The 14884-nt window shown below is 70.5% G+C and carries 11 protein-coding genes and 3 pseudogenes; 7 read left to right on the top strand and 7 right to left on the bottom strand.

Annotated features, from left to right (window positions below):
• Window positions 1-480 precede the first annotated feature (480 nt).
• Window positions 481-1164 (bottom strand): annotated as a pseudogene (locus ACWC9R_RS11635) (TetR/AcrR family transcriptional regulator); the annotation flags it as partial.
• A gap of 81 nt (window positions 1165-1245) precedes the next feature.
• On the opposite strand from ACWC9R_RS11635, the gene ACWC9R_RS11630 reads away from it, so the two are divergent.
• On the top strand, window positions 1246-2181 hold the full coding sequence (locus ACWC9R_RS11630) for an alpha/beta fold hydrolase (RefSeq protein ID WP_450730702.1): 936 nt from the start codon (window positions 1246-1248) through the stop codon (window positions 2179-2181).
• A gap of 302 nt (window positions 2182-2483) precedes the next feature.
• Complete coding sequence (locus tag ACWC9R_RS11625) at window positions 2484-3038, top strand: GNAT family N-acetyltransferase (RefSeq protein ID WP_450730700.1); 555 nt, start codon at window positions 2484-2486, stop codon at window positions 3036-3038.
• Window positions 3039-3148: 110 nt separating this feature from the next.
• Here ACWC9R_RS11625 and ACWC9R_RS11620 read toward each other — a convergent pair whose 3' ends face one another.
• Window positions 3149-4150 (bottom strand): DUF1259 domain-containing protein, encoded by a 1002-nt coding sequence (locus tag ACWC9R_RS11620; RefSeq protein WP_450730699.1) that lies wholly within the window; start codon window positions 4148-4150, stop codon window positions 3149-3151.
• Window positions 4151-4378: 228 nt separating this feature from the next.
• Between ACWC9R_RS11620 and ACWC9R_RS11615 the strand changes: the two genes are divergently transcribed.
• A complete protein-coding gene (locus ACWC9R_RS11615; RefSeq protein ID WP_450730861.1) occupies window positions 4379-4834 on the top strand; it encodes a GNAT family N-acetyltransferase in 456 nt (151 codons plus the stop codon).
• Window positions 4835-4943: 109 nt separating this feature from the next.
• Window positions 4944-5828 (top strand): annotated as a pseudogene (locus tag ACWC9R_RS11610) (MFS transporter); the annotation flags it as partial.
• A gap of 234 nt (window positions 5829-6062) precedes the next feature.
• On the opposite strand, the pseudogene ggt reads toward ACWC9R_RS11610, so the two are convergent.
• The 3 genes and pseudogenes from ggt to yczR form a co-directional block, all read right to left on the bottom strand.
• A pseudogene (gene ggt / locus ACWC9R_RS11605) lies at window positions 6063-7907 on the bottom strand (gamma-glutamyltransferase).
• A gap of 254 nt (window positions 7908-8161) precedes the next feature.
• Window positions 8162-9049, bottom strand: coding sequence for a DUF2268 domain-containing protein (locus tag ACWC9R_RS11600; protein ID WP_450730697.1), 888 nt, complete (start codon window positions 9047-9049; stop codon window positions 8162-8164).
• Window positions 9050-9162: 113 nt separating this feature from the next.
• Window positions 9163-10650: a MocR-like transcription factor YczR gene (yczR, locus tag ACWC9R_RS11595; RefSeq protein ID WP_450730696.1), complete on the bottom strand. Its 1488-nt coding sequence runs from the start codon at window positions 10648-10650 to the stop codon at window positions 9163-9165.
• A gap of 371 nt (window positions 10651-11021) precedes the next feature.
• Here yczR and yczE point away from each other — a divergent pair, with 371 nt between their 5' ends.
• Together yczE and ACWC9R_RS11585 are read left to right on the top strand one after the other, a co-directional pair.
• The gene (gene yczE / locus ACWC9R_RS11590) at window positions 11022-11729 is read left to right on the top strand and encodes a membrane protein YczE (RefSeq protein ID WP_450730695.1); all 708 of its coding nucleotides are present in this window, start codon (window positions 11022-11024) and stop codon (window positions 11727-11729) included.
• A 100-nt stretch (window positions 11730-11829) separates the two neighbouring features.
• The gene (locus ACWC9R_RS11585) at window positions 11830-12327 is read left to right on the top strand and encodes a peptidylprolyl isomerase (RefSeq protein ID WP_362614196.1); all 498 of its coding nucleotides are present in this window, start codon (window positions 11830-11832) and stop codon (window positions 12325-12327) included.
• A 74-nt stretch (window positions 12328-12401) separates the two neighbouring features.
• Here ACWC9R_RS11585 and ACWC9R_RS11580 read toward each other — a convergent pair whose 3' ends face one another.
• Both ACWC9R_RS11580 and ACWC9R_RS11575 read right to left on the bottom strand, forming a co-directional pair.
• Window positions 12402-12824: a TIGR03668 family PPOX class F420-dependent oxidoreductase gene (locus tag ACWC9R_RS11580; RefSeq protein ID WP_450730693.1), complete on the bottom strand. Its 423-nt coding sequence runs from the start codon at window positions 12822-12824 to the stop codon at window positions 12402-12404.
• A gap of 25 nt (window positions 12825-12849) precedes the next feature.
• Window positions 12850-13674 (bottom strand): LLM class F420-dependent oxidoreductase, encoded by an 825-nt coding sequence (locus ACWC9R_RS11575; protein ID WP_450730691.1) that lies wholly within the window; start codon window positions 13672-13674, stop codon window positions 12850-12852.
• Window positions 13675-14265: 591 nt separating this feature from the next.
• On the opposite strand from ACWC9R_RS11575, the gene ACWC9R_RS11570 reads away from it, so the two are divergent.
• Complete coding sequence (locus tag ACWC9R_RS11570; protein ID WP_450730689.1) at window positions 14266-14856, top strand: AAA family ATPase; 591 nt, start codon at window positions 14266-14268, stop codon at window positions 14854-14856.
• The last annotated feature ends 28 nt before the right edge of the window (window positions 14857-14884 follow it).

The following is a 14884-nucleotide window of genomic DNA, read 5'->3' as shown; positions in this document are numbered from 1 at the left end:
ATTGGCGGTGCAGGCGGTGCTGACGTGGCTCTTGGTCTGCGGGGCTTCAGTCAGGTCCCGCTCGGCGCGCTGCTGGGCCGGTAGGCGTGATCACGGCGCTCCGGTACAGCGGCGCGGGGGCGTCGCAAGGGCACTGGCGTGGACCGCACGGGCGCGGCGACCGCAGTGGCCGCGGTGGCCGCCGGAGCGTCGCGGGCCCCGCTCCAGAGGGCACGAGAGGAGCCCGGTGTGCGGCAGGCAGCCCGCGCCAGCCCCGTGCGCCCTCACCGACGGCGTACGGGGACACACCTGCGACCTCCGGAAACGAACTCAGCGGGCACAACCACCGGCCTCGATTCCGGTCGCCCCCTCGGCTCCATCTCCTTCGCCGCCTTCGTCGGCTCCATCGGCTCCATCGGCTCCATCGGCTCCATCGGCCGCAAGAACGACGTCGTCGACGTCCTCGACATCGCCATCCACGTCAGCGACGTCAAGGCCGACCAGCAGCCCAGCCAGCACCCGCCTCATAGCCCGCTCGAACAGCACCTGCAGGCCCTCCGCAGGGGCCGATCCCGCCTGCTCCGCCATAGCGGCCGCGACGTGTGGATGATGCCCTTGGGCAGCCGTCCGGCCCAGGTAGGCGGCCTGTGCGGCGTGGCGGTCGGTGGTTGCGTGGCTGCCCTGGACTTCCGTCCGGGCGAACTGTGCGACCAGGGCATTCATCATGGCGACGACTTCCAGCTTGGCCCGGCCCGGCAGACGGGTGGGGGCCATCGCCCGTAGCGCGTATTCCAGGTAGTCGACGCCTCGCGGGCCCAGGCGCAGAGGTTCCGGCGGGACGTCGGGGAGCCAGGGGTGCCGCAGATGGACGGCCTTCGTACGGGTCGCGAGGGCGAGCAAGTCCTGAACGGGGTCGCCGTGGAGCGGGAGGCTGAGGTCGATCTCCCCCGTCACCGCGTCCGTCATCAGGTCGAGGAGGTCCTCGCGACTGGAGACGTAGCGGTAGAGGGATGCCTGGCCGGTGCCCAGGCTCTTGGCCACCTGGCGCATGGACACCGCCGACAGGCCGCCCCGGTCCGCCAGCTCGACGGCGACGGCGGCCAGCTCCGCGTGACTGTGCACGCCTACGGGGCCGCGGGCACCGCGTTCGGCCCGCGCCCAGACCGTCACTGGTTCCTGAGCCACTCGTCCACCTGCCTCCTCCGCCTCCCTGACGTATGCCCTACCCTAAACTGCGAACAGTGGTCGCAGTTTTAGGAGGTTCTTGTGTACGCAACCTCGGAGCAGCTGTGGAGCCCGGTGCGCTGGGCTGAGAACGGTGCTGTACGGCTGGCCTTCGACTCGCTGACCGAAGGGGCCGGCGGCGAGCCGCTTCTGCTGGCCACGGGGCTGGGCGTCAACCGGTTCTGGGTTCCGGACGGGCTGTGCCGGATGTTGGCGGCGCAGGGCTTCGCCGTGACCCGGTACGACCAGCGCGACAGCGGGGAGTCGACCCACCTGCCGCCCACGCCCACCCGCAATCCCCTCTCGGCACTCTTCGGCAGGCGCGAAGAGGCCTACACGGCCGAGGACATGGCAGATGACACCGTCGCGGTCATGGACGCACTGGGCTGGCGGTCGGCACATCTGCTGGGCGTCTCCCTCGGTGGCGCCGTCGCACAACGCGTGGCGCTGCGGCACCCCGGACGCGTCCGGTCCCTCACCTCCATGGCTGCCGTCCCCGGAGACACGTCGGGGCTGCGGACCATGCGATACATACGGATGAGGACCCTGGCGAAGTTCGCCCGGTTGAGGTTTCCCGACACCCCCGATGGGGCCGTCGAGGCCGGGATCGCCGTCTCCCGCCTCCTGGCCTCGCCCCGCCGCCCCTTCGACGAGCCGGCCGCGCGCGACGCCGCCGTACGCAACGCCGACCGCGGCGTACACGACCAGCAGGCGCAGAGCCGCCAGATCGGCGCCCAATGGCACGGCCCGCCGATCAGCGCCATCGCGCGGCCCACGCTCGTCCTCCACGGGGAGGACGACCCCCTCATCAAGCCCGGCGCGGGAAAGGCGATCGCCGCACGAATCCACGATGCGCGCCTGGTCCTCCTGCCGCGCGTCGGCCATGAATTCCCCGAGTGCGCATGGCACCGCGTCGCCACCGAAATCCGCGGCCTGGCCGACAGCTCCCGTCAACTGCCGCTGCCGCCGGACAACTGAGTGCCTCAGGCCGCCTGCCCGTACCCTCCCGCCTGGAAGGTCAGGCAAGGACCCACGTGCCGAAATCGGATGGCCTGGCCGTGCGGTGCCCTCTGCTCTCGCGGCCGTGAGACTGGATGACCGGCACCCTCGTCTACTCCGACACCTTCTGGGCGCTGGACTGTGTGGGGCTTCGTGACAAGGAGGAGTTCAGCGGCTGAGTTCGCGTACTGACCGCGCACTCCCACGTGCAGACGATGTGGAGGCTTCGCGCACTCATAATTGCGTTGTGGGTCCGACGTGGTTCCGTCAGGCTCTCGGCCATGGAACAGCCCGCTGAAACCCTCCGCTCTGACCAGGTCGAACTACGCCGCTGGCGTGGGCAGGACGCCGAGGTCCTGCACCGGCTGATCACCGAGTCACGTGATCACTTGCTCCCCTGGATGCCCTTCGCCGCCGGCCATGACCGGAAGCAGGGCGCGGCGTTTCTGACCCTGTGTGAGGAGCAGTGGGCCTCGGAGCAGGGCTACTACTACGCCATCACCACGGGCGGTGTGGCGGTGGGCAGTTGCAGTCTGATGCGGCGCATCGGTCCGGGCGGGCTGGCCATCGGCTATTGGCTCCACCCCGCATGGACCGGGAAGGGGCTGGCCACCATGGCTGCGACCGCCCTGGTGCAGGTGGGGCGCCGGATGCCTGGTGTCGATCGCATCGAGATCCAGCACGACGAGGCCAACCCCGCCAGCGGAGCCGTCGCCCGGCGCCTGGGGTTCACCGAAGTTGAGCGCGTACGGGTGCCGGGCGGGCCAGTGGCGCCGGGTGAGACGGGCATGGACGTGATCTGGCGACTGGAGGTCGGTTGCTCGCCAGGATGCTGACGGAGGTGGGATACATCGACCGGTACGACCCCAACGGCTGGGTCCACGCCGCAGGCTGCGCGGGCGAGGCGCGAACCTCCCCAAAGCGCCGGCGGGCGGTCCCCGCGGTGTCAGCCGACCGGCACGACGTTGGTGGCGTCCACCGCGGGGCGCAGGGCGCGGGCGAGCCTGACGGCGTCGCCGACGGCCCAGAAGTGGACGAAGAACAGGCGGGGTTCGTCCGTCAGGCCATGGTTGTGCAGTTCGACGAGTTCGGCTCCGGCGCACCGCAGGGCCGCCAGGACTTCTTGGACCTCGCCGGCGATCATCGCGCAGTCGCCGCTGATCGCGGCTCGTCCGTCGCCCAGCGGCTGGAAGTTGAAGGCGCTGGTCGACCCCAGGCCCGCGGGCAGTACGAGGTGACCGTCGGCGATGGTCTCGCGGCGAACGAAGACGGACTTGTAGATGCCGTCGTCGACGGAGCCCTTGGCGCCCATCACGGCATCGATGCCGGCGGTGTCCAGGTCGACGGGCTTCCGTCGGGAGGGCGGCAGCGGGGGCGGGGTGCCGGTGCGGTTGAACGCGGCACGCAGACCACGGGCCAGGGACACCGGGTGGTGACCATGCGCATGGACGTGAATCCACCAGATGTCGGGAGTCTGGGAGAGCAGGTGCTTGTGGATCGCGGTCAGCCCGATCTTGTGCTGGTGCAGCACGTCGATGAAGGGCTGCATCTCCTGCTCGGTGACCACCACGTCACCCATCAACAGCGTGCTCTTGTCGGCGTATCGGACGAAGGAGACATGCGAGCCGAGAGCGAGCGCCGGTTTGACGAGGACGCGGTGCGAGCGCACCCGGAGGTCTCGGCGTGGGAACGCGGTGTGATACATCAGCTGCCGCTTCATATCGCCCTTCCGCCCGAGCACGTTCGCCACCTCCTCCCAGTCCGACAGGGCAGTGGTGACCGGCTTGACCAGCTGGCGGCTCCTCGTCCCGTGCGTGCCGGTGGACAGCGCACGCGCAGGGGTCGCGGCACCGGCGAACATCGGGGTCAGGGCAGCCGCGGCCAGTACCCGCCGCCGCGGCGCACCCATGTGCGGATGGCTGTCGTGCTGTGTGTCTGCGGAGCTCACGTAAGCACCTCCATGCCGAGATGGAACACGACGAACGGGCAGCAACGCGGTCTCCGCCACCCCCGTGGGGGCCAGGTGGGCTAAGCAATCAGCCCGGCCCGCCTACGGCGTCGGGTCAGCCCCCAGGACCGCGGCCGGCAAGTCGGCACGCACTTCTCACGACCCCATGCGACGCGGCCTCCGTGACCGCGGGAGCCTGGTGGTCGCCCCCGAAGAAAGGTGATCATGTTGAAGATCGTGGTGGATGACCTCTCCGGCCCTGAGATCGCCGCATTCCTCCAGGAGCACGTTGAGCAGATGCGGTCCCTCACGCCGTTGGAGAGCAAACACGCCCTCGACCTCGACAGTCTCCGTAGGCCCGGCATCACGTTCTGGTCGGCTACGGATGACGGCGCCCTGGTGGGCTGCGGCGCGATCAAGAGACTGGACACGGGCCACGCGGAGCTGAAGTCGATGCGTACCAGTCCGACGCGGCAGAGGAGTGGAGTCGCCTCCCAGCTGCTGCAGCACATCATCGCCGAGGCCCGGCGCATGGGGTTCACCCGGCTGAGCCTGGAGACCGGCGCCGCCGAGTTCTTCCTGCCCGCCCGGAGGCTGTACGAGAAGTTCGGGTTCCGGTACTGCGCCCCCTTCGCGGACTACCGGCCCGACGCCAACAGCGCGTTCATGACCAGGGGACTCTGAGGGCTCGACCGGAACGGGGGAAGCAGGCGGATCACGAGCCTGAGGCTCGATGCCCGGTTGGAGTCACATGAGTTGACGACACAGAGTCGCACATCAACAGGGGGTCGCCGGCAGCGCGGGACTCGTCATAGGACGGGCGGTCGTCAGCGACCTGTCCACCGGTACCCAGGCCGCCCGCCGACTCGCCACGCTGAGTGTGACAGCCATGACCGCGCCGGTGCTGGCGCCGGTCATCGGAGGCCTCATCCTCGGTGTCGGATCGTGGCGCCTGGTGTTTGTGGCGCTGGCCGTGGCCGGGCTGGTGTTGCTGACCGCGGTCTGGGCGTGGGTCCCCGAATCGCTCCCCGCCGAACGGCGCCGTACCGGCGGTCTGCGGGCCGTACTCGCAGCGGTGGGCGGATTGCTTCGGCGTCGCGAACTGATCGGATACGTCCTCATCATGGGGTGTGGACTGGCCGCCCTGTTCGCCTACATCTCCGGCTCACCCTTCGTCTTCCAGAACATCTACGGCCTGTCCCCCACGGGCTACAGCCTCGTCTTCGCCACGCACGCCGTCGGCACCGTAGGAGCCGGGGCCCTCTTCGGACGGCTGGCGGGGCGCGTGCGTCTCAACTCCCTGCTCGTCATCGGTGTGAGCGTCACCGTCGCCGCCACGATCACACTGATGACGCTGCTCGCCGTCGGCATCAGCACGCTCCCCACCACGTGGGCCTGCCTGTTCGGCCTGACCTTCGGGTTCGGGCTGCTGCTGCCCTCCGCCACCACCATCGTCCTCGCGGTCGGCAGCGACGCCCCTGGAGCCGCTTCCGGCATGCTCGGCGGCGCACAGTTCGCGCTCGGGGCCGCGGCCGCGCCTCTACCGGGGGTCCTGGGGAGCATCACCGCCATGTCGACGGCCGTCGTGGTGCTGGGCTTCGTTCTGCTCTCCGCGATGGCACTGATCGCGCTCGCCCGGCCATGGCAGGGCCACGGCGAGCCCGCCGACCACACCTGAGATGTACGGCAGGGGCCATGCACGCCGCCGGAGGCCCCCGGGCAACGCTCACGGCGAGCGCTCGCGGGAGGCCACCATCTCCCGTAACGGCAACCGGCCCCCGCCCAGGACATAGCCCGAACGGGGACCGGCTCCACGAGGCGGACCTCAGCCCGCGAACTTCATGAGAGGGGCCTCATAGCGCCCAGCGCTTCGCATCGCTGGTCTGATGGCGCCGGCCTGCCCCGCCCGGCCTCAGTGGGATTCCTTGAGCACCATGGCTGAGCCACCACCGCGGCGCTTGGGTTCGGCCACCGCCGAGAGCTTGCCGTTCGGCAGGAACTCCAGGGCGGCCACCGCTCCGATCTCCGGTGAGGGGGTGAAGGCCTTCGGGGCGAGGACGAACTTGTGGCCCATGGCTTCCAGCTTCTTCCGCTCGGGAGACTTGAGGAAGGCCGGTTCGGCTTCGGTGGCGGTCTGGTTCCGCTGGGAGAGACGCGGTGCGGCGACCGCGGCCGGGAGCGACATACCGAGGTCGACACGGTTGACCAGAGTCTGCAGCACGGTGGTGATGATCGTGGCGCCGCCCGGTGAACCCACCGCGAGCATCGGCTTGCCGTCCCGCAGGACGATCGTCGGCGACATGCTGCTGCGCGGGCGCTTGCCGGGGCCCGGCAGGTTCGGGTCCGGCGTCCCCTTGGTGAGGGGGGCGAAGTCGAAGTCGGTCAGCTCGTTGTTGAGCAGGAACCCGCGTCCGGGCACGGTGATGGCCGAGCCGCCGGTCTGCTCGATCGTCAGGGTGTAGGAGACGACGTTGCCCCAGCGGTCCGCGGCCACCAGATGCGTGGTCGAGGGCCCTTCGTGCGGCTGCTTGCCGCCGGTCTTGTGCTCGCAGCCCGATCCCGGGTGGCGTGGGTCTGCGGGAGCGAGTGGGCTGGTCAGGGCCTTGTCCGAACGGATCAGACAGGCCCGGTCCTTCGCGAACTCCTTGGCGAGCAGCGGCTTGGTGGGCACGTCCGAGAACGCCGGGTCGCCCACCCAGCGGTTGCGGTCGGCGAAGGAGATCCGGCTGGCCTCCAGGTAGTGGTGCAGGGCCTGGGCCTTGTCGGTCTTGGAGAGCCCGACGTCCTCCAGGATGTTCAGCGCCTCGCCCACGGTGGTGCCGCCGGACGAGGACGGTGCCATGGAGTAGACGTCCAGCCCGTGATGGGAGGTCCGGGTCGGGTTCCGGTGTACGGCCTTGTAGTCGGCGAGGTCCTTCGCCTTCATGAGACCTGGGCGCGCCTTGTGCGAGGAGCCGGGAGCCATCGGCGGCTTCTTGACGGTCCGCACCACATCGCGCCCGACCGACCCGTGGTAGAGCGCGTCGACGCCTTCCCGGGCGAGCTGCCGGTAGGTCCGGGCGAGGTCGGGGTTGCGGAAGCGCGAGCCGACCACCGGGAGCTTGCCCTTGGGCAGGAACAGGTCGGTGGTGGACTTGAAGTCGCGGAAGCGCTTCTCGTTCATGGCGGTCTGCGCCCGGAACTCGTCGTTGACCACGAAGCCGTCGCGGGCCACCTGGGTGGCCGGGCGCAGCGCCTTCGCCAGCGAGATGGTGCCCCAGTTCTTGAGCGCCTTGTCCCAGGTCGCCGGCGTGCCGGGGATGCCGACCGACAGACCGGAGTTGATCACGTCGTCGGTGGGCAGCGGCTTGCCGGTCGAAGGGTCGAGGAAGGAGTCCGACCGCATGCGGCGCGGCGCGGTCTCCCGGCCGTCGATGGTGCGCACCTACTTGGCCTTGGCGTCGTAGTAGACCATGTAGCCGCCGCCCCCGACTCCCGCGGAGTAGGGCTCGACCACGCCGAGTGCGGCGGCAGTTGCCACCGCCGCGTCCACGGCGTTGCCTCCCTTGCGCAGCACCTCGATTCCGGCCCGGGAGGCGTACGGATTGACGCTGGACACCGCGCCACCGCTGCCGGTGGCCACGGCCTTCTTCGCGGGCGGCCGGTCCGTGGCTTCCGCGGCGGACGCGGAGCCGTTGACATTGCAGGAGGTGGCCAGCAGGGAAAGACTGAGCGTAGCCGCAGACGCGGCGGCGACAGCGGCACGGCGGACAGCCATACGGCCTCCAGGTCTTCACTGTGTGGATGCGAGCGAATTCCGAAACACTGGCACCGCTCGACCGGCGGATCAACGCTGAGCTGCAAGGTTTGCGCGAGATCTGAGGTTTCCGCCCGGTAACCCCATGGGGACCTGGAAGCACGGAATCTGGATTTGGGGGTATTGCGGGCGCTGTGGGCAGGTGCCGGGTTGAGGTCGGCGTCGGTTCCGTCGGCGGGTATGCCGCGAGGCCCCGGCGTGAGGTGGTGGGAGCGTCACCCCCGGGTCGGGATGCCCGCGTTGGTGAGGATCTCGTGGGCGGGCAGGGCGGTGCTCTCGGTGGCGGTCAGGCCGGTGGCGGCCAGGTGGGCGTCGACGATGCGTAGTCCGGCCGCGTATCCGGCGAAGTCCGGCAGGCCCACGGGCTGCTGGCCCAGGAGTTGTGCGGTGGCGTCGCCCAGCACGTAGGCAGTCAGGTTCTGCATGCCGACCACGTCGATGTCGGCAGTGATCTTCTCGTAGGCGCTGTCCAGGGCGGCGCCGGTCAGCGCCTTCGGCCACGGGCCCATGGCCTGCTCGCCGGCGAGTTCCCGTACGAATGCCTCGGCCAGGCCCTCGGCGACGACGTACTCCCCCACGGTGACGTCCGTCGGGTTCCAGACCACATTCGCGTAGCGCACGTTGTGGTGGAGCTCGTGTGCGGCGCCGTAGGCGATCTTCCGCAGGCTGGTGTCGGTGGGCCACATCGTCAGGTGGATCGCGCCCGGGATGCCGCCCATCCCGAAGTAGCCGGCGCTGCGGACCGTCAGGTGACGGTCGTCGGGGTCGCCGAGTACGAGGACGACATGCACGGTCTCGGCGTGTCTGATGCCGGGGGTCGCGGCGCTGATCCGTTCCCAGGCGGTGGTGAGGGTTTCCTCGATGCGGGTCCATACCCCCGCCTGCTGCATCTGGCGGAGGGCGGGCAGGTAGCGCGGGTCCTCACGGTCGAGCCGGAAGCCGCTGCCCTGCTGATGTATCTGGACCGGGTCCATGCCACCCATCAGGGACATGGCGCTGCGGAGCGGACTGAGCATGTCGCGCAGGGCGTCGGGCCGCTGCTCCTGCGGGCGCTGCAGGAGGTCGAGCATGGCGGACGCCGTGTCATGAACAACGATCTTCATGGCCCGGACCGTAGGACCTCACGTTGCGGGAGGTGCAAGCCGTGTGGAGGCGGCGACCGGGGCCCGGGGGCCGGCCTTCCGGGTGCGGCCGGGCGCGTCGGTCCTTCTCAGGCTCAGGCGATCCAGTGCGGTGGTCGGGCGGTGGACGTCGGGGGGAGGCCGTCGGCGAGGGCGGTGGCCATGCGCTGGACGGCCTCGCGCAGGGTGTCCGGCGGCACGGTGTACGGGATGCGGAGGCGCTGTTCGAAGAGGCCCGGGTCGGGGGCGAAGTGGGCGCCGCCCTCGATGCGCACCCCGTAGTCCCGTGCCCGCTCGGCCAGCGCCGAGGCGATGGGTTCGCCGAGGTCGACCCACAACGAGAGGCCGCCGGGCGGCAGTTGCCAGGTCCACTGCGGCAGGTGCTCGACGAGTGCCGCCGTCAGGGCGGTGCGCTGCCGGCGCAGCTGTTCCAGGCGGGGCGGCAGCAGCTCTTCGGCCTGTGCCAGCAGGGCGAGGGCCAGCAGCTGGTCCAGGACCGAGCCGCCCATGTCGGTGGCGACCCGCTGGCCGGCGAGTTCGGTGACGAGCCGTGCGGGGGCGCGCAGCCAGCCGATGCGCAGACCGCCCCAGTGGGTCTTGCTCATCGAGCCGAGGGTGATGACCTGGCCGGTGCCGCCGGATGTGCCGTGGGAGGCGAAGGGCGGCGGGGCGGGGACGTCGAGGGCGAGGTCGGTCAGGGTCTCGTCGATGACCAGCCAGGTGCCGGCGCGCTGTGTGGCGCGCAGCACGCGGGCTCGGTCGTGCCCAGGCATGAGCGAGCCGGTGGGATTGTGGAAGTCCGGTATCAGGTAGGCGAGTTGGGGCACCACCTGACGCACGGTCGATTCGACGATCTCGATGTCCCAGCCGGTGTCGGTCACCGGGACCGATACCGTGCGCAGCCGGCCGCGGCGCATGGCCTCCAGCGCGTTCGGATACGACGGGTTCTCGACCATGGCCCGGTCGCCGGGCCGGCACAGCAGCCCCAGCACGAGGGTGAGGGCGTGCTGGGCGCCGGAGGTCACCAGGATCTGTTCGGGCAGGGTGGCGAGCCCGCGCCGGGTGAAGCGCTCGGCGATGGTGGCGCGCAGTTCCGGCAGACCGTAGGGGTGGTAGCCGGGGGTGTGCACGTGCTCGGCCAGCCGTGGGGCGATCCGGGCGAGCGCCTCGGTGAGCGTCCGTTCCGGCAGGCCGGGGGCGGCCCTGGCCAGGTCGATCGCGGTGTCCTGGGCACTGAGGAGGCGGGTGATGCCGCTGGGGGCCTGCCCGTCCGGCAGCGCGGTCCAGGTACCGGAGCCCTGGCGGCTGCGGGCGTAGCCGCTCTCGCGCAGCAGGTCGTACACAGCGGTGACGGTGGCCCGGCTGGTGTTGAGGGCCGTGGCCAGTTCCCGTTCGGCGGGGAGTCTGACGTGCAGCGCGATACGGCCGTCCAGGATGAGCGCGCTGATCGAACGGGCCAGGTGGCGGTAGGCGGGCCGGGTTCCCGCGGGGTCGGGCAGCATCGCGGCGAGCTGCCGGCTCCCGAGGGTCCGGTCGGTGCGGTCCACCCTGTCCACGGGCCGGAACGGATGCGGGTCCGCCATACCACTCCCCCTGGATTGGCCGTGTTGCCCAGGCCAATCACTGTACAGACTCGCCGCATTGGCCGCGCCCGAGAAGAGGCGGAGAGCGCGGGCAGCGACATCCGTGGAGGGGACCGGGCATGCAGCAGGACAGTGAAGGGCGCCAGGAGCGGGGAGTTGGGCCTGATCGTGGGGAGCGTGTGGCCACGAAGGCGCGGGAACGGGGTACCGGGCGGGAACGGGGTACCGGGCCGGACCGGGGCAACATTGGGCCGGGCGGGACCGCAGCGCCGGGACGAGGTGCTGAGCTGGGCGGAAGCGCCGGGCAGGGCGAAGGCACCCGGCGGGACGGCGGCGCCGAGCCCTCGCCGTGCCAGGGCTCGGCCGCCGCAGTGTCCCGTACCCGCCCGTCGCCGCCCCCGCTGGCCTATATCCCCGTCGGCGAGCGTCCGTTGCGGCGACTACCCCAACTGCTCGTCGGCCTGGCCCTGTACGGGTTCAGTCTCTCGGTCCTGGTGAGGGCCGGGCTGGGCGTCAATCCCTGGAGCGTCCTGTACGAGGGGCTGGAGCGCCACACTCCGCTGAGTTTCGGCACGATCAGCGCCGTCCTGGGGGTGCTCGTCCTGCTGTTGTGGATTCCGCTCCGTCAGCGGCCGACACTCGGCACCGTCGCCAACATCGTCGTCCTGGCCTGCTCGTCCGACCTCGGTCTCCTTCTCCTCCCCCACCACTTCGGGCTCCCCGCCCGCATCGGACTGCTCGTCGGCGGCGTCCTCCTCAACGGACTGTCGGTCGCCGTCTACGTCGGAGCGCGCTTCGGCCCCGGCCCCCGGGACGGGCTGATGACCGGTGCGTCCGCCATGACCGGGCGCTCCCTCCGGCTGGTCCGCACCGTGATCGAGGTCGCCGTGCTCGTGCTGGGCGGGCTGCTCGGCGGAAGTGTGGGACCGGGCACCGTGCTGTACGCGCTCGCGGTCGGTCCGGTCACCCAGTTCCTCCTGCCCTGGTGCGCCTGCCGGAGCGCTGCCGAACGCGGCGGCGACGGGGGCCGGGCGGCCGGTTGCCGCGCCCGACCGGACTCGTACCGCGGCCGGGCGTGAGCGGCTGCTCGGGCCCCGGCCACAGCGCTCGCTCCCCTCCGTGACCTGCAAGCCGGGGCCGCGTGCCGACCCGATCACGGGGGATGTGAGGATTACCGGCATGAGTAACGACGTGTACTTCGACATCACCATCAACGGCGACCCGGCCGGCCGGATCGTCTTCACGCTCTTCGACGACGTGGTCCCCAAGACCGCGCAGAACTTCCGCGAGCTCGCCACCGGCCAGCACGGCTTCGGCTACGAGGGCTCCGGCTTCCACCGTGTCATCCCCGACTTCATGCTCCAGGGTGGCGACTTCACCGCCGGCAACGGCACCGGCGGCAAGAGCATCTACGGCGAGAAGTTCGCGGACGAGAACTTCACGCTCAAGCACACCAAGCCGGGCCAGCTCTCCATGGCCAACGCCGGCCCGAACACCAACGGCTCGCAGTTCTTCATCACCACCATCGTCACCGACTGGCTCGACAACAAGCACGTCGTCTTCGGCGAGGTCGTCGAGGGCATGGAGCTCGTCAAGAAGATCGAGTCCCTCGGCTCGCGCAGCGGCGCCACCAAGGCCGACATCGTCATCGCGAAGTCCGGTGTGATCGGCGCCTGACCTGGTCAGACACCGAGGCGTGTCCGGTTGGTCGGCGCGGGACCTCCCCCGACCACCGGACAGCCCCTGACCCGTCAGCCGGCCTGCCAGCCGGACCAGCGGGTCACCTGGATCTCCACCACCGGGCCATCCGGTGCACGGCCGGCGTACTGCCGTGGGTACTTGCGCGTCAGCAGATCCACAAAGCGCGCGGAGGCCGATGACCGCTCGGCCGGTGGCAGCACGGAGGCCGTGCCGTCGGCGCGCGCCCACCACAGGCGGTCCCAGTCCTCGTCATAACCGTCGACGAGGAGACAGACCCGGGGGTTGGCGCGGATGTTGGCCAGCCGCGTGAGGCGGGCCGAGCGCTTCGGTTTGTGGTCCACCGCGAAGACCACCGTGTCACCGGTCAGCGCGAAGACGGCGGGCACCAGGTGCGGGCGGCCGGCGTCGTCGATGGTCGCGAGGCGGGCGATCCGGGCCCGGGTGAAGCGCTCCCGGGCCTCGCCCCCGGTCATCCTCGGCACTGCGGCGTCCGGCGGCTCACCGGAAACGTTCCGCGACGCCGGACAGCCGGTCCAGGTACGCGCGGGTCTCGGGCTCCGGCAGCGTCGGAAGATAGAACAGCAGGCGCTCCACGCCGAGCTGGGTGTACTGCTCGACGGTCGCGGGCTCGTCCTTCACCGCGTAGACCGTCACCGGCACGCTGCGGCCCGCGACGCCGCGCAGCCGGTCGATCTTCGGCCCCAGCTCCTGCGGCGGCAGGCTGTTGGCGAGCCAGGCGTCGCCCAGGGCGGCCACCCGGTCGAAGGCCGCCTCGCCACCGCCCACGTAAATCGGCGGATGCGGACGCTGGACCGGTTTCGGCCAGGAGTAGACCGGGTCGAAATCGACGAACTCCCCGTGGAACTCGGCCTTGTCCCGCGTCCACAGCTCGCACATCGCCCGCAGCCGCTCGTCCACGAGCCGTCCCCGGGTACGTGGGTCGGTGCCGTGGTTCGCCATCTCCTCCCGGTTCCAGCCGACGCCGATCCCGAAGACGGCCCGCCCGCCGGAGACCAGGTCCAGTGAGGCCACCTCCTTGGCCGTGATGATCGGGTCCCGCTGCGCCACCAGCGCGATACCGGTGCCCAGCAGAATCCGCTCGGTCACCGCGGCGGCCGCGCCGAGTGCGACGAACGGGTCGAGGGTCCGGTAGTAGACCTCCGGCAGTTCCCCGCCGCCTGGATAGGGGGAGCGGCGGTCCACCGGGATGTGGGTGTGCTCGGCGATGAGCAGGGAGTCGAAGCCGCGCTCCTCGACGGCACGCCCGAGCGCGGCGGGCGTGATGCCCTGGTCGGTGACGAAGGTCGATACACCGAACTTCACGGGGGCTCCCTGGGAATCGGGGTCGCGGGGTGCGGGCGTGTGAGTCCACGGGCCGGAATGGTGCGGAGGACCGGCCCCAGGGCAGGTACCCGGATCGGCCCGAGGCCAACAATCCGTGCGGCCGACCGGGCGAGCACGGGCGGCCGCGGGACGGCCGTCGGGGAATTCCTCACGAGACCGCGGGCCCTTGTGCGGAAATTCAGGAACAGAATCCGGAATCTGAGCGCTTGACCAGGACCCCTCTATGCCCGTCACAAAACCTCAAGAGAAAGGAACACCCACGGAATATCCACCTCCGCAGCCCACTCCGGAAGGTCCCCGCACTTTCACCGACTTGCACATTCCGGCCAACAGCCAGGCGTTGGGCGTGGTCGATCGCGACGGCTGACCAGCCATCCGTCGCCTGAAAGGGAGACAACTACGTGGCCGGAATTACTCGCGTACCGCGACCCGGTGGGGAAATGTTTTGCGGCGTCGTCCTGGGTGGGCGATATGGTCGCCCAGCAAGCGCGGGAAGGACATGCATTTCGCGGCGCGCGGCGTTGTCAGCCGTTCGACGCCCGCCCTCAGCAGAGAGGCAGATTCCGCACCATGACCGCAAACGCTCCCGGACGAGTGACACCACAGGGGCCGTGGAACGACGGTGGCGTCGTGGTGATCACCGGTATCCAGGCGGCCGGCAAGTCCACGGTGGCCCAGGCCCTCGCCGAGCGCCTGCCCCGATCCGTCCACCTGCGCGGTGACACCTTCCGCCGCAACATCGTCCGGGGCCAGATCGCCATGACGGCTGACGCGGCGGAGCCCGCCGTCGCCCAGCTCGAACTGCGTTACCGGCTGACGGCGCACTGTGCCGACGCGTACGCACAGGCCGGCTTCACCGTCATCGCGCAGGACATCCTCATCGGCCGGTACCTCGCCGAGATGACCGGGCTCATCAAGACCAGGCCGCTCGCGGTCGTCGTGCTGCTCCCCGATCCGGCGGCGGTCGAGGCCCGCGAGGCCTCCCGCCCCAAGACGGCGTACGGGCCCGACTGGTCCGTAGGGGACCTGGACGAGCTGATGCGGGCCGACACGCCCCGGGACATCGGTCTGTGGCTGGACACCTCGCGGCAGACGGTGGACGAGACAGTCGAAGAGATCCTCAGCCGGGCATGGACCGAGGGCGCCGTCGGCTGGGGATGACGGGGGTCTCACGGCGCCCGGACGGGAC

The sequence above is a fragment of the Streptomyces sp. NPDC001219 genome (assembly GCF_053597915.1).
This window is presented reverse-complemented; position numbering and strand designations above follow the sequence as displayed.